The sequence below is a fragment of the Cysteiniphilum sp. QT6929 genome (assembly GCF_030035755.1).
Taxonomy (GTDB): Bacteria; Pseudomonadota; Gammaproteobacteria; order Francisellales; family Francisellaceae; genus Caedibacter; species Caedibacter litoralis.
In genome coordinates this window covers 1,619,570-1,641,159 of record NZ_CP103983.1, presented here as the reverse complement: position 1 = coordinate 1,641,159, position 21,590 = coordinate 1,619,570, and the positions used below count along the sequence as shown (strand labels likewise).

15 protein-coding genes are annotated in these 21,590 nt (G+C 35.4%); 6 read left to right on the top strand and 9 right to left on the bottom strand.

Annotation, left to right across the window (positions count from 1 at the left end; translation table 11 throughout):
- Positions 1-291 precede the first annotated feature (291 nt).
- From NYP54_RS07155 to NYP54_RS07115, 9 genes are all read right to left on the bottom strand, one after another.
- On the bottom strand, positions 292-1,050 hold the full coding sequence (locus NYP54_RS07155) for a response regulator transcription factor (RefSeq protein ID WP_283155931.1): 759 nt from the start codon (positions 1,048-1,050) through the stop codon (positions 292-294).
- A gap of 132 nt (positions 1,051-1,182) precedes the next feature.
- On the bottom strand, positions 1,183-1,857 hold the full coding sequence (locus tag NYP54_RS07150) for a hypothetical protein (protein WP_283155930.1): 675 nt from the start codon (positions 1,855-1,857) through the stop codon (positions 1,183-1,185).
- Positions 1,823-2,404 carry a hypothetical protein gene (locus NYP54_RS07145; protein WP_283155929.1) on the bottom strand — a complete coding sequence of 194 codons (582 nt, stop codon included), beginning with the start codon at positions 2,402-2,404 and terminating at the stop codon, positions 1,823-1,825. Before NYP54_RS07145 ends, NYP54_RS07150 begins: the two co-directional genes overlap by 35 nt.
- A 167-nt stretch (positions 2,405-2,571) precedes the next feature.
- The gene (locus NYP54_RS07140; protein WP_283155928.1) at positions 2,572-3,849 is read right to left on the bottom strand and encodes a hypothetical protein; all 1,278 of its coding nucleotides are present in this window, start codon (positions 3,847-3,849) and stop codon (positions 2,572-2,574) included.
- A 355-nt stretch (positions 3,850-4,204) separates the two neighbouring features.
- A complete protein-coding gene (locus NYP54_RS07135) occupies positions 4,205-5,077 on the bottom strand; it encodes a hypothetical protein (RefSeq protein ID WP_283155927.1) in 873 nt (290 codons plus the stop codon).
- An 18-nt stretch (positions 5,078-5,095) separates the two neighbouring features.
- The gene (locus tag NYP54_RS07130; protein ID WP_283155926.1) at positions 5,096-8,083 is read right to left on the bottom strand and encodes a hypothetical protein; all 2,988 of its coding nucleotides are present in this window, start codon (positions 8,081-8,083) and stop codon (positions 5,096-5,098) included.
- Positions 8,084-8,248: 165 nt separating this feature from the next.
- Complete coding sequence (locus NYP54_RS07125; protein ID WP_283155925.1) at positions 8,249-9,865, bottom strand: hypothetical protein; 1,617 nt, start codon at positions 9,863-9,865, stop codon at positions 8,249-8,251.
- A gap of 233 nt (positions 9,866-10,098) precedes the next feature.
- Positions 10,099-11,475, bottom strand: coding sequence for a hypothetical protein (locus NYP54_RS07120; protein ID WP_283155924.1), 1,377 nt, complete (start codon positions 11,473-11,475; stop codon positions 10,099-10,101).
- A 275-nt stretch (positions 11,476-11,750) separates the two neighbouring features.
- A complete protein-coding gene (locus NYP54_RS07115; protein ID WP_283155923.1) occupies positions 11,751-13,652 on the bottom strand; it encodes a hypothetical protein in 1,902 nt (633 codons plus the stop codon).
- A gap of 185 nt (positions 13,653-13,837) precedes the next feature.
- Between NYP54_RS07115 and NYP54_RS07110 the strand changes: the two genes are divergently transcribed.
- From NYP54_RS07110 to NYP54_RS07085, 6 genes are all read left to right on the top strand, one after another.
- A complete protein-coding gene (locus NYP54_RS07110; protein WP_349293380.1) occupies positions 13,838-14,059 on the top strand; it encodes a PD-(D/E)XK nuclease domain-containing protein in 222 nt (73 codons plus the stop codon).
- 112 nt (positions 14,060-14,171) lie between these two features.
- Positions 14,172-15,374 (top strand): hypothetical protein, encoded by a 1,203-nt coding sequence (locus NYP54_RS07105; protein WP_283155922.1) that lies wholly within the window; start codon positions 14,172-14,174, stop codon positions 15,372-15,374.
- A gap of 185 nt (positions 15,375-15,559) precedes the next feature.
- Positions 15,560-16,654 (top strand): hypothetical protein, encoded by a 1,095-nt coding sequence (locus NYP54_RS07100; RefSeq protein ID WP_283155921.1) that lies wholly within the window; start codon positions 15,560-15,562, stop codon positions 16,652-16,654.
- A gap of 90 nt (positions 16,655-16,744) precedes the next feature.
- Entirely contained in the window at positions 16,745-18,073 is a 1,329-nt protein-coding gene (locus tag NYP54_RS07095; protein ID WP_283155920.1) for a HAMP domain-containing sensor histidine kinase, read from the top strand.
- A 722-nt stretch (positions 18,074-18,795) separates the two neighbouring features.
- Entirely contained in the window at positions 18,796-20,016 is a 1,221-nt protein-coding gene (locus tag NYP54_RS07090; protein WP_283155919.1) for an MFS transporter, read from the top strand.
- Between the two features lie 88 nt (positions 20,017-20,104).
- Positions 20,105-21,502: an MFS transporter gene (locus NYP54_RS07085; protein ID WP_283155918.1), complete on the top strand. Its 1,398-nt coding sequence runs from the start codon at positions 20,105-20,107 to the stop codon at positions 21,500-21,502.
- Positions 21,503-21,590: the final 88 nt, after the last annotated feature.

The window sequence follows — 21,590 nt, the reverse complement described above, 5'->3', positions numbered from 1 at the left end:
GTTTTATATTTAAACATAAAATTAACTTTACAGAATATCAGAGCTGAACACTCTTATTTAAGCTAGGCTTCAGACCTCCAGACTCCGCACCTTAACCTCATGAGCACCAGAGTTAATAATGCATTACTAGTTAGGAGAACAGCACCGACTGAACAATATATTCTCAACATTTCAGAGTAGCCTATGCAACTTTGTGACTTGAAATCCACTTGAACTTACTCTCATCAAACGTTATGGATTAATTACAACACTCAAAAATCTAAAATGCACTTGATATAATGTACCCATTTGTTAACAACGAGGCACATTCAACATATACCCCCCGCGGTTGACAGTTTTGATCAACGGTTCGTTTGTTTTTTGAGTATGTAATTTTTTTCTTAATTTACTCATCAAAACATCAATGGTTCTATCCATGCCATCATAAGGGCGATCATATACCCACCAATAAAGCTCATCTCTTGAAACAACTTGATTTTGACGCTGTGCTAACAAATCAAGCGCGAATGACTCTGACTGCGTTAACTTGTACTGAGTCCCCTTATGGTCAACCAAAATTTTCCTATCCGCATTAAACCGATAATCGCCAATAATAATATCTTCAGACTGGTTACACTGCTCGTCAGCTTTTAGCACCCGCAAGGTTGACTCGATTTTTCGTGAGAGTATTTTGATATTCATATCTCCACACATGTAATCAACAGCACCAGCACAATAAAAGGACATTTCTAATTCAGTATCATCAACACCTCCTACGACAATAACAGGAAGTTTGTTGTATTGCTTACAGAGTCTATCGCATATAGCAATATTTGTTTGATGTCCGTCAAATGCTGACATCACTAAAAGAGAAATTTTTTGTGTCTTAATCTGTTTTTGTAATTGTAAAGCGTGCTGACATATCAGAAAACGGTAATTTGGTAAATACAAAATCAATTGCTGTATCTGCGTTTTATGTATACCAAATAGTAAGATATTATTTTTAAGCACGCCCCAAGCCTCTACTTTTACCAATAGAAAATTTCTCGCATGGCATCCTAAAATAAGCAAGCCAACTAGTTGGGTAATAAAAAGGCTAATGATGTATTTTTATGACTATTTACGTGAAATATATTGTTTTTTGTCACGAAATGACACAAGAAAGGACGTTGTTTTCGAAAAATCTGCCATTTTCCCTTTTAATTATTTTTTACTTAATAAAATAAATTCGCATTCTTTAGGCGTATTGAACAACATAGGCATGCCTTGATCAGCATTGTTATTGATTAAATCAACACTTTCTATGGTCTTATTAAAAATATCATTGTCATCATCGAAGTACTCACTTTTTGTAGTATGAATAGATAAAACATCACCTTGATCATTGCTATATTGACTTTTTATCGTATTTACAGACCCTGGATTATAGTTACTCTCTGCCTCACTATGATTGAAAAGTGATGAGCTGTCTTCAACTTTGAGCAGTCGTTCCTTATCATGCACCACACCGTCACGAATCAATATATCTTGGGCGCCCATTTGTTTCGACATAGCTTGCTGGTGAATCTCATGAAGTTGTTTAGATGCTATTTTAATATCTTTTTGGTATTGATCTCTTGTTATTACTGTCTGCATGTATTCGTCATAACCCAAATTATCGATAAGGTTAGGGTTTGATTGAATGATAGGTTCCAATCCATGCTTTTGGCGCAATACATTTTGTAAAATCATTACAAACGTACGACAATTACAATCCCGATAAGGATGAATAAGCTCTAACGTTTTACATAAATCAAAAATTGCCTTTTCTTTTTGTTTGCCATCGACAGTGGAAACGGTTTGATTAAATCGCTGAATCGCTTCTTCCATCATCTTCATCCAACTCTCTTAAAAATCGATAAGAGTTGTTATTAATAATCATATCCATATGCTCGTTATGAACATAATTTTTAGTTTGATTCTTCATGATCTTTACGTTATCAGACATCTGACGTACAAATGCAATCCCCTCATCACTGAATTTCATCGCGCCAAAATACCCATCAGTGAGTTTTTTTTGAGTAATCACACCTTCTTCTACACCATAAAATTCGCGCTCGTAATCAGGCATCTTTTTTAATTGTTCATAATTGGTCGACTCAACATTTTCATAGGTTTTTTGCTGAATTTGATCAATAAGCTTAACACTTAGTTTGTCAGCGCTATCAATAATAAGCTCCCTTGCAAACTGATAAGCATCACGCATCGCATGAAAGTATCCAGACTCTTTTGTTTCAAATGCATTTATCGTTTTATCTCGATCCACATACCGACCATGGTCGATAAACATAGGATCTAGCATCTGATCCACTTTGAATGTTTGATGCTGACTATTTTCAGAGGCATGATCGCTCATTGATTGACTGCTATCGTTAGTGCCTGACATATTTTCCTACCTTTATGTTTTTTGTTTTTTTCTCAGCTTCCAACTAACCATGAGCTTGACGAATGTAATTATCCAGTGCCATTGCTTGCGCACCACCCTCCCTACCACAAATATACTGAGCACTTAATATACGGATTTTAGAATGATTTGAATGCAGTATAAAATTATTACATTTGATTTTTAACCACATTATCACTGGTAGATTCATAACCATTGAACATTTTCATAGATGATTGATTGCTAGGACTATCTTTTAAATGACTATCACTCACTGCACCATTAGGTGTTGACTTTTGTGCGATATCACTTGCGCTGTAAACTTTCACACCCATCCCTGATGCACCTGCCAAGAGCACTGCCACTGCAGGAGTTGCAAATACACTTGCCGCAGCATATACAGCGCCTGCACTGATAACAGCAGCTATACTACTACCATAGCTGCTCCAAAAATCTCCTGTTTGTTGAGAAGTATTTTGAGAACTCATAAACTCTTTTCGGAAGTTTACAGAAGCTTCCTTAAAGTTTTTGCCTACAGCAGAATCTGTGTTGATTGACTCAGGTGCCTTGAGACTTTCACTTATAACGTTTTCTATTACATAGCTTTGTTTTTCTATTTGTTCTTTCAAAATCTCATCTAAAGTTATGTCATTAGATTCTGATGGTTTCTTAAGCATTTCAGCATTTATCTGCCTTTTTTCATTTAATGCTTGCTTCGTATTATCTAAATCACCCTTTAACGCATTAAGTTGATTTTGCAACTCTTTAATTAAAAGATCTTTATCAGTGCTCTCTTTGCGTAAGGCGTTATTTTCCTTATTTAACTCTTCAACCTTTTTCTGGTTTAAAAACACTTCTTGTTGGTGCTTTTGGTTGCTGTTAGTAAGTTGATCAACTTTATCTCCCAGAACATCAATTAACTCAGATTTTTCTTTGAGCTTATTGTTTTTTTCCTCAATGTCTTTGATTAATTTTTTTTCTGCTTTTTCGTATTGTGTCAATAATTTTTGCCGTTCATCCTTTACTTCTTCAAGCTGAAAATCGACGCTTTCTAACTCTCCCTTTTTTAAGCTAAGTACATTTTCCATTTTATTAAATTCATTTCCTATATTATTTAGCTCACCTTGTAGTTTGAAATTATTGTCTTGAAGTAGCTCATTTTCCTGATAAAAGTCTTTAATTACTTCATCATACTGCAGTTGGTTCTTGGTTAAGGTCTCATTAAGATCCTTTATCTCTTGCTTGTCACTTTCGTATTGACTTTTGTATTCGTTAACAATCTTTTCCGCCTCGTTAAAAGCCTCTTCTAGATCACTATTGTCCTTAGCTAAGTTCAGTAACTCAGATTTATACTCTGCTTCTAACTCATCTACCAAATCAATTACCTGACTTTTAATTTCCTCATTAGCTATTGATTCAATAGCATTTAATAATTTTTCACGCCCCATATTTATCTCCTTTGATTTATACTTTCTTGATTAATGAATTTTTGATTAATTTTTAGATCGCTGTGCTTAAACAGGCATGCTTAAAGTTACATATTGTTACTTAGTTTTTCAATAGATAGCCTCTTTATTGGACAAATTGATTACCTGATGAATTAGCCCCAAAAAAATCACTTTGAAAAAGTCTTTTCTTTAACACAGTCCTGTTGCTTTACCCAGAAAACATTGTCATATTGATTCTCTGGAGTTTTCTTCAAGTCATGAATAAAACGATCGATATTTGCAGCATGCGTTGTTTTAGTTTGATCAAACTTAACCAATACAGGTGTTAATTGCTGGTAACTCTTTTCCAGATTGTTTAAAATTCAACCCCTTTTTCACTATTACTCGTTAACAACATAGGCTTGTAATAGTGAATATCATAAGCCTTACCGAATGCTGTCAACGCAACAACATCAGATACTTTCCCACCTCCAGTATACCAACTTTGCTGGTATCTTTGGTTACACTCACGAATTAACTCATCCTTTGCAACGGTTGTTGCAAATACCCATTTATCATTATCCTTGCACCATTTACCCGGTAGGTAACCCACTTTATGCGGATACAATTTCGAAATCAAAGGTACGTTAAACTTGGTCTCAAAACACGTTTTCCCTTGTGCATCTTTGCAACTTACAAATGCGTAATCTAGATTACGAGAGTTAAAAAAATCAATATCAAAAGCGTCTAAGGACGTTTTACCAAACATCAATGGATGGCTTCCTGTCACCAAATAAATCCATTCCCGAAAGTTGTGTAAATTTAAAGACCAATCTAGCAATCTATTTACGTAAGGGTATGAGCCATCGATTCTCAGTGATAAGTTGCAAAACAGAGCTAAACGCCTCAAACTCTCAGCATCACTAATTTCAGTTTTGTCTGTTTTATTGATATTTTTAATCGCAAAGAAATCCCCCACTATTTTATATAGTTGATTTGCGGCTAATGGTGCGACAACACTTCCCAGTAAGGATGTAAGGATACCTTTTATAGTTTCATGCGTTTGATCACTTGGTAAATAACCGCTAGAGGCACTCTCTATTACTTTTGAAAGAACTGAAGCCATCCCATAAAGCACAAGAGGTTTTATGGTACTATTTACCAGCGGGAAATTTAGCTTATTCGCATAATCCATGATTTTTTTAACCAACTCAACAGAATTCACTTTATTTTCAGAATCGATTGGCATAAGTAGTCTCCCTCTTAGTTACTTACGATTTTCCAAATTATGGTCTTTATCAGATAGACTTTGATTAAACATGGATACTAACTCCCAACTTTCTCCTATTTCAGAATTACACTCTTCATACACATCATCCTCAGAGAAAGCATCATGATCCTTCGCCTCATAGAATATCTCAACACTCCCCTCGATGGTAACTTGCTTTCTTTCAGCTTGATTATTTTTTGAAAAAGATGCCAAATCATCAATATATGCCTTGAAGTGCTCCAGAAGACTCCTAATTCCATCAAGTAATGAGCCACCCACTTTACTTTTTAAATCTTGAAGGTCTTTGCTATTCTGCTCGGTTGCTTCAGAAAGCTTAAAGATATCATCAAACTTAACTTGTTCAATGGGTTTATTTTTTAGTGCTTTAAGGTTTTCAAACACAGCAGTTGCCACCTTTATTTTATTCGTATCATTCATAAAGCGCGTTATAGTACCGTACTGAGATTTTTCATAAGCTTGCACCTTGGTTATCATCTCATCAATCAACTGATAATACTGCGGATTGTCATAATGCATATTCTGCAAGGAAAGCTTATGATCTATCTCCTGCTTATATTTGTCGAGCTTCTTTATTGCCTCACTTAATTCCACTTGATTGTGCCCAGGATTGTCGTTTATATATTGTTGAATACTATCGATGGTATTTGTAATCTCCTGCTGTGCTTCATATAAGTAAACACCATACGCACCAGTACCAATAAGAATTGGATTATCTTTGATTTTTTCAATAAATCGTGCCGTTGATTCTATCGCTTTATCGAGTTTATCCATATATGCCTTCGATGCTTCAGGCATAAAATTAACTTGCTTATTATGCAACGCAAAAAGTAGACGATCATTATTCATAAACGCTCCCGCCTCTGCTGTGATCAGTGCATAAGGAGAGTAAACTCGTTTAGTATAAGCCATTGCATTGCGCATTGATTCACTCATACTTTCGAGCGTTGGATTATTTCCAATTAATAAGGAATCAGTAAATGCTTGACTTAACAAATCTGAATAATCCACAAACAGCTTTTCTTTAAGAAAGAGATGTATTTTTGCCTTTGTTGCACCATCCACTGATTGATTATTTGGATCAATAGTCTTGGCAAGTTGTTTAAGCAACAGCGTATGATACACACTAAATTCATTACTGTATGTAAGCGCTTGTTCAAGGTGATTTTCTGCGTTTAAATGAATGTCTGGTTTTTTTAATAACGAAAATAGGAAATTTCTCGACTGCGTTAAGTAGTTATCGATATTCTTTTCATCAATCTCTGGCAATTCCTCGTCTGCAGGCAGCGCCAAAAGATGACGTAAAGTGGTATCTCCTTTTAAAATAAATGCCTGCTTATCTGCGGTCACATCACCAAAAGCTTTATTAATATTTTTAGCCGCATCTGTTAAAGCTCCGCTTATTTTCAGCTCACGTATTTGCATCAAATCATGTGCAATGCCGCCAAGCTCATTGACGTAGAAATCAGTCAAATATTGAGGTAATACTTTATCTTTTGGTAAAGTAGCAATAATTTCTAATACCTGATCTTTGACTTTTGCTTTTACTCCAAATTTTTCAATAAAACTGCTGTTGTCACGATTGTTTAAATATGTCTTAGTTGCTTCGATGCAGGTTTTAAATTCTTGATTATTAATATCTGCCGCTAATAATTTTGTATAATATATCGTTTGACGATCAGCAGTCTGAGTAATCGGTTCAATCGCCTTTGCACCCAGATCAGTTTCAATACGTTTGCTATGGCGATAACGTTTAGCATATTCCTGAAGCCAGGATTGAGTTGAACCAACTAAAATATAAGCATAAAACACTAATCCATCACGTTGTTTAGTGACATAATTTTGTAATTGACTGATGCTACTGTTTGACGTGGGTGTGACTTGTTTGGTTTGCATGTCAAGTTTGACCGCTTGATCATTAATTGCTTGTGTAATGTTCTTAAGTGCTTGACGCTCATCTTTGCTATGAGTAAACATTAATGACTCAATATTTGACGGCAGATAATAAGCAAATATTCCCATTAAAGCGCCTGAAACAAGTGCGACACCTGCTGGTGCAACAGCTAATGCCAAAGCACCTGCGGCAAGTCCTAGCGCACTTGCCGCCAAATAGGGATATTGCGCATAAACAGTTGCTTCATCCATCTGTTTAACAAGAAAGCGATTTACCTGAATTAAAAAATTCACTTGTAGCTTTTGCGTAAAATTATTCGGATCAACGTCACCAAAGTAATCCTTTATGAATTTTACAATAGCAGAACTATTTTTATCGTTTTGAATTTCCTCATCATGAATCTCATAAATATCTTTAAATGTATTAACAAATAGTTTATCAAGCTCAGTCAAAAAGTAGGTTTCAACAGCAATTTTATATTCATCTGTACTTGATGAATCCTTAAAATCAGCACGCATATCAATAGGCATATTGTGCTGCTTTCCGAACAATAGTGATTCACGATAATGAAAAAGTCTGATGAATTTTTCCGTTAAGTCGTTACTCAACGCAAAGAAGCCTGATTCTTTAAGTTGCTGTTGAAATGCTTCTGAGTCTTTTGCCGGTCTTGTTCCTTCGGGCAAAATATTATACAAGGCGTTAGCGACAACCCCACCAAGTGCCACACTAATGGTATTAATCACAAGATTTTTACCTATCGTGAAATCAGGAATAGGGAGCATCTCCTTTAGTGCAGATCGAGCAACAAGGCCACTTACCACGCCTGCTGCTCCCGATAAAACCCCGGCTTTAATCTGATTTGACATTGACACGCCCTCAAGCAAGGGATCTATTGATGCTGAAAACTTTGATGAATACTGTTCAAACTGTATCATTAATGACTTGATCTTTTCATCAGATACTTTTCCTTTGGTAAACGCTCCAGTCATATTTGTCTTCATGACTTGCTCAAGGTAAGATTTGTGATTTTTTTTAATATTTTCCATTGATTGGACTGCTGATTCATTTGACATACATTTCTCCTATTTATATTTTAATGATAAAACGAATTCAGGGCTTCGACTAATGCTCAACGAACGCTTGCGCAACAGAAGTGAGCAAGAGGATGATCATCCCTAACTAGTAACTTATTATTGCCGAAGATAGATCTTAAAAACTATTGATAGAATAAATATCAGTCATTTTATTGGATGTGACTCTATTTGCGGTTCTGCTGCCAACTGATTTTGAAACTGGGCATTAAACTGAGTTTCAGACGTTTGTGTGAGCGTATTTTTTGCTTGATTAAAAAGTGTTGCACTTTTTGGCGCCAGCAAATTCTTAACGTTTGGAGACACGAATGAGATAAGAACTAAAAACCAATTAACAAGTGTTCGTAAAATCTCCATAACTTCGGAAGAATGCTTATCTAAAATGTTTAAACCACCATCTTTCTCAATTGCATTAAACTGTTCCACCACTTGTTTGTACTTTGAGCCTTTTAGCTCATTGCTTCCCTCAGTTATCAAGATATTACCAATACCTTGAGTTAATTGATGTAAAATATCATACTTTTCAGTTCTCAAATCGGCATTATGCACCATTCTTTTTGAAGCATTCTTACCCAGCATATGCGCATAAATCTTCATCAAACTGGTAAAAACTGCTTTTATATCATCACTCGTATCATCTTTTTTATGTTCATAATTGCTCTTTAGTATCGCCCACAAATTGGTCTCTACAGAATGGCTTTTTGTCAACAAAGGCTTTTGCTCACCGTCACACGCTTGCCTATTGCAATTATTAAGGTCATATACTGGATTCTCAATGGTGTTGTACTTTTTATACGTTTTTACATTTTCCCCTGCTTCTGTTGCAACTAAGGGGCTTGTCAACCGATCGCTAAGAACTGTCTCAAATTGCGATTCTCGGCGCTGTTGGTCGGCAAAATCAATACCACTATATTTGGATAACTTCTGGCACATAGCTTGATGATTATTCAATTCAAAAAAAGTATAGCATTCGTCAAAACCTTCGTTAAAACAGCGCTTAATTTTGCCTATGTCACCCTCTGAAAACTTTTCTCTTACCTCTTCCAGAGAGGCTTTAAAACCTGGGATCCGCAAATAATACTCAATATAATTTTTATACCACTTTTTGTATAAGTTTGCCTCATACTCATGCGGCTTAATCAAGCTCTTATTTTTTGTAAAGTCGCGGAAAGCAGCACCAAAGTCCAATTTCCCAAAGCTCAATTTGCCATCATCCCCACTTATACCAAAAACATTACCTGAGTGAACACTATAGTCACCTAGCAAAAGAGAAATGAATATTACCATTGATAATCCACTATTTGCAGATTTAAAACTAGTAATCAGTTGGTATAAATATTTATTGTCAAATTTCTCTAATTTATTATTTCTAAGTTTAGACTCCTCCCATGGGAAGAAAAGCTTAAAAAGCTCTGTAACTTTGGCTTTTTTCGATGCCAAAGCTTTTGTCTTTTTATCTCCGTCAATAATTATAACAGGCTCTGCCGTGACAAATAGATGCTGATATTCCTGCGGAATGATATTTTTTTCCTTGAATTTAGCAATAACTCTTGCCGCTAACGCTTCAAAGAAAAACTCGGTGGTGTCTTTTGGTACTTTGATAAAGTATTCATTACCGTGTTCAAATGGTTGATCTTTTTCACTCAATCTATAAAAACCATTATAAGGATTACCATCCCTTGAATTTTTGCCATCTATTTTTTGTGCTGAGTCTACTTTATTCGCAATGACCCTTTCAGTCGCATGTGCAAATGTTATTTCCATAACACACTCCCCCAATGTAATAAATTGTTATAAAACAAACTAAATATTTGCTTTAAAAGCCTTTTACTTTATTTTTATCCACCCCCTATCTTAAGTGAAAACTATACAGACTTTTGATAGGCATGCATTAAAATCAAGTCCCGCTTTTTTCAATTGCTTGGCTTGGTTATATATTGCTTCTATATTGACGGTCATTTTTAATTTTCCTTACTTTTGGTTACTATTTTTTAAATTTATTTACTGAACTCTTTTAAACCAATTTGATTTTCAGGATTAAATAAACTGAATTCATTATTATTTTTTTCTACAGACCAAGTATCCTTTTTCTCGTCCACTGTCAGTATTACTTCATCATTAAACTGCTGAGAATTCTTAAGGCACTCTAGATATTCCTTGCTTACACCATATGTATTGTTATATAGCCTACCGTACATTGGTGCTTTTAATTTTTGAGCAATAATATCCGCTGAATTCTCCTGTTCCAAATCTGCTTTTAACCCTGATATAACCTTAGCACTATCATAACTACCAAATGTTCTTGAATCATAGGCCTGCATTAAACTCCATGGTACGTTGTATTTGTTACCCTCATACGTTAATTGATAGGTATAACGCGAATTATTGATATAATCCTTGTCAATATTCTTATCAACAAAAGCTAGAAGCGATTCTAATTTTATCGCAACCTCTTCTTCATGAGAGTATGCCTCTAGCACTTCTAGCGTGGGGTAATCAACACTTCCAGATTGTAGAATACTGCTCGATATATTCTCATTGGGATTATTTAATCTTTTTTCTTGATACAACTTTCCTGACTCACTCTTAGCTTGTCGCATATTAAGATCATTATCTAGCATTTCTAGCGTGTATTGAACACTCAAATTATTCTCTATTTGCTTAAGCATTTCAGGATGAGTAAACCCAGTAGCATCGAGCAACGCGCCATTCATAAGGTTAACAAATGCTTGTTTGATTAATAGCTCTGGATTAGTCGACTGGTCATACGCCTCATAGTCAACTTTAATAGGCACAATATTACTGTAATGCCCACCATTGTGGGCAACAAATTGCGGGACTTTACCTGCTAATATTAGATCTCTAAATTGCTCATAAACCTGACCTGGACGAGACTCTAAATCATTGCCAGACACCAGCATCAAATGTTGTTTTTTATCTTCAGGAATGGTTTTAAGCAGTTCAACATACTTTTGAAGATCTTTTTGTTGTTTTAAATGGTTCAAAAATTCATTAACTTCCTGCTTTACTTTGTCCTGCAACTGAGTCTCAATAATATCTTGTGATAAACTGTCAACTCCAAACGTTTCTTTCAACTCAGACTTGAATAACGCTATTGAATTATCATCATTAAAATCCAGAGAAAAATAGTTGCCAATATTTTTAATATCTTCTGAATAAGCATCTTTGAGCTCGGTATATAGCATCCGTAAGTCATCAAATGCCATCGTGTCAACACCGTTAAAAACAGCCTGCCAACCAGCTTCAACAGCTTGTTGTTCCTTTAAATCTGGATTACCCAGTCGACCAATGGCAATTAACAAACAATCATTGTTATTATTGCCACCATTGTCTTTTAATTGATAGTTAATCATATGTTTGCCTTTTTAATGTGTTAAAGATTAAGTGTTTAAAACCTATTGCATAGACCCTCTCCACTAGTGCAGGGAATAAAAAGCGTCCGAAAGAAGCAATATTATTTGCTTCTTTCGCTTTAGGCACTAAAAGCCTTTGGAGCAAATCTAAAGAGTGGAATGAATACAAAGAGCACTTTATTTATATAGTACTTATACTGCATGAAGCAGTGCTGATCCTAATTGATCGCTATTCTTCATTGCAGAAAGATTATAAAGTTGTTCTATGAATTAGACTACTTTGCGCCTTTATTGCTTTCGATTGTTACCTGATTTTCACTAGCTAGCTGAAAAATAGCTAAGTTTGAGTTATCAAATTTTTGTCCTTGCTCTTTTATGCTGCCATGCTTAAGGACGTTCTCAAGTGTTTCAACCTTCAATAAAGCATTCTTCAAATCACTTGTTAGACTAGTGTTATAGCCTTTAGCAGCATTATATTCTGTATTATTGTCTGCCATATAAGTAGACAGCTTTTCAATAATACTCTTTGGATTTGTAATATCTTTTTTAAGCTGATTAACTATCGGCTGCACCTCTTGGTTACCATAAGCCATTAGAACACATCTTGGTAATTTTACCGTTGTATCATTATCTAGCCTAGCCTCCTTAAAGTATGTGCGGAACGTACCATTCGCTCCGACTGTGTTGTCTGTTATAAACTTCAACAAATTAGCTAATTTTGTATCATCTGGTACTTCAAACTTATAATTGTTTCCTGTGCTAAGAAATAGATTACTTCGATCTTCGTGGTTTTTGTCTTCATTTGTGATGTTATAGGTTGTGGCTTTTCCTGTTAACTCTTGAGCTAATATATTATTTTTTTGTGACGTATAACCATTAATTACAGAGTTAGCCTTCCTTTCATTAAAGGACTGAATTTTATCTTCAAATTCTGGCATATCACCATTTTTTACAGAGTAAGTTTTTTTGATATTAAGCTCATCAGTATTCATGGACTCTTTTGTACCAATTGTTGGCTCTTGCGTATTGTTTTTGAGTCCAGCAGCTTCTTGATACTCTTTTAATAACGATGTTAAACGTCTAGGTCTAGTCTTTACCTCAGGATCCGTTTCAGTTGTGCTTAGCACTTCATTTTTCTCTGGAAATTTCTTATTATAATCTTCTTTAAATGACTTTTCATGTTTTGCATGACGCTCTTGTACATAGTTAGCATATTTAAGATATTCAGGTTGATGATTTTTCCGTGCCAAGGTGTCTCTTGCACTCTCTTGATTAAGGTCTCTCGCCCTATGAGCATCTACAATTAATTTTACTACGTTATCCTTATTAGCAAGCGCTTTTTCGAGATCCTTGTCTCCTTTGATTAAGTTTGTTATATAGTCATCAACCTCTTTTTTGCTTACAAGAGTATCTTGATTAACTCTATTGGCATCAAATTCTGCAACCACCTCCTGAAGTAACCTTAACTGAGTTGATTCCTCTACACCAAGCTTATCGATTGTTTTCACACCCTTAGATGCACAATAATCAATTTCCAACGCGGCTTGTCTTTTTTCTAAATCTGTGGTTGTGAATATTCCCAACTTATTGAAAAGCCACTTGCCAAAATTACCCAAGCCTTTGAGAACATTTACAATTTTCTCACCAATCCAACCTTTAAATTGAATATACCACTTAGGATTATTGTAATGCAAATCTTCTTTTAACTGTTCAGCTGCCTTATGAAAATCTTCTTTCAAGCCTTCTATGTCTTCACTTGTTAACAATGCCTGCATAACACTCGATTTAAATGTATCCAACGCCTTTGTGCTGTTTTCAGCATGCTTTTTAGCTGATTTAACAACGTTATCTAACTCTCGTAGCTCATCCATTGATTGTTTAAAATCAGACGTTTGATTTTCTAAACTATAAAACTCTCGAAGTTTAGCATAAACTGTATCATCTAATGTAAATCCATCCTTTTTATTCCCCGATACCAAATTAGAATCATTATTAGCAATACTTTGCAGTGTTGAATCTAAGTGTTTTTCAGCAAAGCCCTCCATATGGTTTCTCTTTGCATCAGCAAAAACTGCATTAGGATTCATTGCTTTACTACTTTTACTAGAAAATATTGAACTGTCTTCAATAGTAAAAAACTTATCATTACTACTTTTTGATAAAATTTTAATCGCCATACATTTCTCCTAAAATTAATTTTTAATCTTTATGTTTTAATTGTTTCACCAAAGCATCAAATTGATGCCTGACACAAAAGTTACATTGTTATATTTTAAGTGACAATATTTGACACAGTTATCGGACAGATTGATTAGTAGGGGCAATTCATAAATTGCCCCTACCTCTTTGATCATCATACACCATACAAAATAATGGCATCGATCATGCCATTGTGATGGAATTCAAACATGCTAAAGAGGATAACAGTCAAAACATCAGCGAATTAGCCAATAAAGCGTTAGATCAAGTGCGTCAAAAAAACTATATTGCCGAACTGAAAGCACAACCACACGTGACACGCATTCTGGCTCTTGGGTTGGCCTTTAACCATAAGCAGGTTGTGATTAAGCACCATTGGCAGTGATACAGATAAAAACATAATCACCTTGTCCATATCCAGCATCTGTAATTGCTTTATGTGTATTACCAAGATATTTTTTAAATAATATTTATTTTCTTTTAAAAGGATGATGCCAATGCCAATCTTTAGTGATCAATTGGAAAAATATCGTCGTAAGCCTACGCTTGATTTCTGGCCTTTTTCATATAAAGGTTCGGTCAATTTGCATTGGGAGCGCGCTTTATTGGAAATGGAAAATCTGCATACGCTATCTCCTGAACTTAAGGCATTTTTGCGCGCAAAACTTAGCAACAACACACAGACTGATCTCAAAACACTCACAAAATTAGAAGCGTTATTCAAGCAAGCTTCGTTGAGCACAACCAGAAAAATTGTTCACACTTATAGTTTTTGTGTCGATTGGCTTAGTTTGTTTCGTAACGTATATGAAATTCTAGCATTAAGCATTAAACCATTAGCTTTGCAACTGCCTTTTATCGGTTTAGCCTGGCAATTATTTGATACGGTGATGCTTGGTGTAATGGCAATAAATTCCGATCAAAAAAAGGACAAATGGGCGAGAAATCATTACCTATATAATACTGCTCAACTTACCCTTTGCACTGGAATTGCATTAAGTGCATTAATCGTCTCTGCCTGTAGCTTATTAAGCATCATCAGCACGCTAGCGAGCTCTATAGGTGGTGCAAGCGCTTTGGTTATTTCCTGGCTTCTTAGTGAACGAGCAGCCAAACTATGTGATGCGCGTATTCACTATCTAATGTGTGAGTCATTGTCAACTAAAGCATTATCTGCGTTAGTGGATCAAGAAACCATATCTCAACTTCAAGCATCCTATCAAAAATGGTGTCAAGAAATCCAAAATGTTAATAATAGTGAAGAAAGTTACAAAGCCTTAATCAAATCTCTGCAACAACTTGAAAAGAGCCTTAAGGTCAACGATAACACTACCGAAAAGATCCATGAAGCAGTGCTGGCATTAACCTTATGTACAAATCAAATCAAAAAACGTGAATTTCTTTATCGCTTAGAAAAACCACTTAAATTTTATGCCCTAACCACCGTTACCTTGGCAATCCTTATTGTTGTTTTATTAGCCATAGGCGCTAATATCGCAACCTTTGGATTTGCTGCTGCCTTGTTCTGCTCTGCAATTGTTATCTTTAGCAGTATTTATAACTTATATCAAAAAAACAAACTTTTAAATACAGATGATAACGAATACACACATTGCAAAACCATCGGTAATAACTATTCACATACATTATTTACGCCCCCTTTAAATGATGCTAATCCCAACAGCTTACCTTCAATATAAAGCATCTAAACTTTAAAATTTAAGACAACCTGTCTATTTTACTTTGACTCATGCAGTATTTTTCTTATTTTTCGTCAACAATAATGTTGCAGAGCACAAAATAATTCATTTTATACCGCTCGTGAATCATTCTGGTGGGTATATGTCTCTGCAAAATTCATCCATTTAAAAACAAAGGAGATATAATGGACTTTAAAAAATTACCAGCTGCCTTGACGACAATATCATTAGTGATAGCAGGGGCAAATCTATCGTTTGCCAACCCTACTGATCAAAATGATGACAAAATTAATAAAGATATTATTAGTCAATCGCTACAAAACTTCTCAACAGATAGCCTATCTGGTACCTCTGAGAGTATCAAACAGTTAAAGGCATTTTATAATGCTGCTAAAAATCACTCTTATATTAAAACGATGACAACAGGAATTTCATTTGCTGATCTATTAATCAAAGAATACCCAGCTTATAAAAGTGACGCCAATGTTTCCTTAGCGAGCAAACAGACCAAAATTGCTGCCACTGAAATATATAATGCCTTGCAAAACGTTAGTAACATTCCTGTCATGGATCAGCACCTACTAAACTATAAGGGTGCTTTTGATAAGGCATGGGAAGCACGTGTTGATTTCTGGCAAAATAAAGATAGCAGTGAGAAAGCACAAGACTTTAATCACTTTATCAACTATATGACAATCTATGGTTTATCAAACATTCAGAAACAAGGCATGGATCGAGCTAAAGATACTTACGTCTCAATTAATGCAATGGCTTATCAATTACAAATTGATGCCCAAGACGCCTACGCAAAAACCAAACAAGAAACCATTGACAATCTTTACAATATAACGCCTGAAATACTTAAGTCAAACATCCAATTATTGCGCCAAAATGCAACAATTTCAGGTGTCACCCAAGCAATTATTGATGTTAATAATGCTTTAGAATCAGCACTACATGTCAATACACCAATTAAAGTTTTTGGTGTCACAATTTTTACTTTAAAACTGCCACAAAGTGTTATTGACTATGCACATAAATCAGAAAAGCAAGCAGGACTTACCGATAGCTATCAAGCGTTAATGTTTATGATGAAGACTGACATATCAACAATATCTGATTATAATTCGATGGTTAAAGCAAGTGATGATAACGTGTTTGCAAAAATGATGGTTTCATTTGCTCAAACCCTTGCTCAGCATTTTGCCATACAACCTGAACAGGCTTATTGGGCAATTTTAAATCAAACAGCAATACAACTAAATAAGCACATTGCCTAAAATAAAACTTGCTAGCTTATTATAATTGAATAGAATGAGATTAGCTTGCAGCATGATAATCATGGATGATTATTACACAATAACGATTAAATGACTGAATTAAAGCTTATGATGAATTTTTATGACAATATTAAACAGTATCTTAGGTTTTGGTTTTTCCCAATTTTATTCATTATTTTTGTTATTTTAAACTTATGTTTTATCGTACTTTCATACCAGCATTATCGCGATCATCAATATCATAAGACAATTTACTCACTAACAAACACAACATTTCAAGCCTATTTGCACAAGAATGAAACCTTGCAAAGCCTCCAACAACCACTTGCATATAGCACGCCCAAATATATTACCTATCTGTTTACCAAAGAACCTGTTTTTTCGCCAATTATCGAGCTGGATATGCCTACACAACATAGAAAAAATAGTCATCTGTTGTATACTGACATAAGAAAACAAATCAAAAGTGAGCTTGGCACTCTGCCATTTTTTTCCTCAAAACAAGTTTCTATTTGTTATGCAGATCTTAAGCAATGTGCAAATTTCACTATCGAATTACCCAATCGTTATTATCTATATTTTCTGCTCTTATTCTTCGCCATATTTATGATTCTCGTGACACCTTTGCATTTCCTATATAAGCAAAAGTTAGTTCAACCCTTTTTGCAAATGCAAAAAGTCGCTGACAAACTCAATATTAGCAATGCTGCATCTGCCATAAAACCATTTAACCTAAAAAATCTAGTACAGTTAATGGAACATACCTGTCAAAAACTTAACGCACTTATGGATGAGAAAATATATACTATTAAAGCGATTGCACATGATCTAAAAACGCCATTAACAAAAGCCAAACTCTATATGTATAACCAAATCCCCGAAGAACATCATGGAGAGCTTACTAAGTATTATAACGATATGGAATATCTGCTTGGTCAAATTAGTACTTACACAAAAAAATATTATCTAAATGAGAAGCAGCAAAAAATTGATTTAGTTGACTTTAGCGAGTCTGTATGTCACGAATACCAATTAAATGGGTTCAACGTGTCTTTCTCAACAAACTTAAAGTACGCTATTATCAAAACACAGCATAAGGCACTCAAACGTGCCATGCAAAACTTAATTGACAATGCACTAAAATATGCAGGCAATGTCATGGTAGAGGTTCAACAAGAGAATAATCAATTGCACTTACTGTTTATCGACAAAGGGCCAGGCGTTCCTAAAAAGCACCTTGCCAAACTTTGCGACCCATTCTACCGTGTAGATTGCGCTAGAGGTCATGACCTTTCAGGCTCAGGTTTAGGCTTAGCCATCGTCAAAGAGATTGTTATACACAATAAAGCAACACTTTTCATCGATAACAATCCTCATTCTTCAGGCTTGATTGTTAAAATTATTTTTAGGGAATTATAATAACCTCATCTAATGAAGTAAAAAAAAATTTATTTTTTTAAAAAAAGCTTGATATATTCAAAATAACTCTTTATGATCACCAGTGTTTCCAATAGGAAAATCTCAACTCTTTGAGCTGTCGTCCTTGCTGAGGTCAAAGTCCATTTTCTAGGGAAGGTGGAGGGTTTTCAGCTACGCACATGTCTGGGGCGGACTTATGTGGTCAACAACTCAACGCGGATGATATCACGATATATTATATGTTACAATATTTTTGTTGAATAATGTTTTTATTTTTTATAGCATCTTTCCAAACGCATAGTCACTTGAGCACCCACAAAGCAATGGAACCGTATATAGGTCGGAACGATGATGAAATTCGCAAACTATTTATCATTGGGAAAAACATTAAGTGCCTCATGTACGAGAAAGATGTGAACACCGTGGAAATATCTCGCGCCTTATGCATGTCAACTGGCACCATAAGCAAAATCTGTAATGGCAAATGTAACCCTAGCATTCTAATATTAGGTCCAATCGCAAACTATCTTGGGGTTAAAGTCGATGACTTGTTATTCGATCCACGGAATCAGAAAGGATTGTTTGAATGAACAGCAGACCGGAAAAAATGATAATTTTAATTGCAGTTTATCTGCCAACACTCTAAAGTGGCTCGCTAACTATATAAACAAGTATGCACTTCGCTGCTTGACTAAGTACTATCTGAATATTTGGAGTTATCAATGAAACCGGTTAACAACCGCCTATTAGTCGCCATATTGATGTTGACGATTGTTATTGATGTCATGGGTGTGGGACTTGTTTTCCCCGTCATTCCTGAAATCATGATGTCAAAACAAAGCCCATTTTTCGGGGTTAACACAGCTGATTCGCTACGCAATTTTTATTATGGTCTATCAATGGCAGTATGGCCTTTGGGGATCTTTATTGGTAGTGCAATTATCGGCAGACTCTCTGATAAATATGGGCGTAAGCTCATGATCATCGTCTCACTTGCTGGCACGATTGTTGCTTATCTATTATCCGTAAGCGCTTTAGCGTTGGGCTCATTAAGCATTTTCATGTTAAGCCGTTTTATTTGCGGATTTTTTGGTGGCAGCTTTAGTATTGCGCAAGCAGTTATCTTGGATATTTCTAACGAAAATAATCGTGTTAAAAACCTAAGTCTAATCACGCTTTCCGCCTCTATTGGTTTTGTCTTTGGACCACTTATAACGACAGCTGTTGGCTTATTATCGCAAACCGAGTATCAAGCCATTACACTGCCGTTTTGGTTTGGCGCTATATTTTCTATGGTTAATCTACTCAGTGTTTTTTTATTCCTATCTGAAACCTACGCCAATCGCATCAAAGAGCAAAAACTTAAACTGATAAGTCTTGTTTTTAGCTTCAAAGTGATGTTTAGCGACAAGCGTGTCAAGATACTGGCGCTAGCCTTTTTGATGTTGCAAATCGGTTGGGGCTACTATGCCCAAGGTTTACCATTGGTGCTAGCTCAAGCATTCCAATTTGAACCGGCAAGCATTGGTTTTGTTTTTGTGATCATGAGTTTGGGTTTTGCGTTTTCAACACTTTACTTTCAAAACGTCGTGCTTAAACGCCTTAACAATCATCTTGCGATGCTATTAAGTGGCATTATTATTGCGGTATTAATTGCGCTTTGTACCTTTTTCTTAAGCCAAAGCTCAATGATTATCAGCGCATTTATTGGCGCGCTATTAGAAATCATCTTTTATACTGCCTTATTATCAGTCATTGCCAGCAAAGTTGGGAGCCATGAGCAAGGCGCCATCATGGGAGGCACCACCTCTGTATTTGGTATTGCTTGGGCAATCAACGCCTTTACCCTTGGCTTATTTACAACATTCTACTTATTACTTCCTCTGTATCTAGCAGCGGTGAGTATTTTAATCGCAGGATTAGTCGTCAAACTAGACAAGTAGCATAAGTTATATTTATTTACTAGTGATTTGTTGTGAATTTCGCGTATCATGACATTTTATGCAAAGGGAGAAAATAAGGAGATTTTGCATGTTAATTAAAAATAAACCCGTCACACTAACGTTTTTCATCACTCTATTTCAAACGATGAGCACAGGTGTTATGTTTAGTTTAACCGTTTTGTATTTAACGCTTTTACTCAAGGTTAGCGAAAGTGAAGCATATATGCTAAATACAGCACTTTTTTCGCTTTTTTATTGCTTGCCACTTATCGCAGGTATTGTTGCTGACAAGCTTTTAGATGCAAAGCGCACACTGATTATTGGGCAGCTTTTTAGTATTTTTGGTTTTTTTGCCTTAGCACAGTTTGGCGAACCTTTACTTGTAACGAGTTTAAGCTGTATTGCCATTGGTGGCGCATTTTACTTGCCAAGCATTTGGAAATTATTGCATAGCTGCTTTCCAGAGCATAACACGAAACGCTCATACTACTTTACTGTTGCCTATATAAGCCTTGCCACAGGCGGTATGATTGCAACATTTAGCTCAGGCTTCATTGCCAACTATTTTAGTTACCAAACTGCCTTTTATATTGGTGCAATCTACAATGTAATTTCACTCGTGTTGTTTATATCGTTCCAACACATTTACCCTGCTTCAAGACAGATTATTTCACTAAGCAAATACACATATAGCTTGGTTGTTTTTGTGCTTACCTTTGTTATAGTGCACTACCTCATGCAAAGACCACATGCCACGGTCACCATTATTTATATTGCTGGATTGTTACTTATTGCATACTTCTTGTATCTTGCAAGCCAAGCGCAAAACATACAGCAAAGAAAGGGAATTTTAAAGTTTTTGGTATTTTGTTTTATCAATGTTGCTTATTGGAGTATTGCTACTTTGTCACAGACAAATATCACACTCTTCGCACAGTACAATCTTAATAGGCAAATATTTGGGTTTACCTACCCTGCAGGTTCTGTGATTACTTTTTGGTATATCAGCATGTTTATTTGCGCAATTGGCGTAAGTTATTTTTGGTATCGCAAGCTCAAACACAATGCATTTGATCAAAAATTTCTTATTGGGCTTATTGTGACTGCAATTGCGGGTGCTGCAATCCCAGTTTCAATATATTTTTCAGGACTCCATAATCAGGTCACTTTTTTCTGGATTATTATATTTTTCTTCTTCTTAGGTCTTGGAGAAATCCTAATACACCCTAATGGTAGCGCCTCTGTAGGGGAGTATATTCAAGAAAAAAATCGAGGATTTGCACTTGGTTCTTGGGAATTTGCAAGTGGGCTTGGCGTTGCTATCTCAGGGCAACTATCTGTATTAACGGTCACCGATAGCAAAGAAACAAATTTGTTATTAAGCAATCAGACCTATAGCCATGTATTTTTATATATCGCCATTATCTGCTTGGTTTTTGGTATTGTTACCTTTGTCATTAATCGATTTTTGAAAACCCCACATTAATACCCTAATTTTATGGTATTCACTTACGACGTTAGAGCGCTTAAAATACACCCACAGCATAGGCAATCTTTGAACATGCTAGCTATAT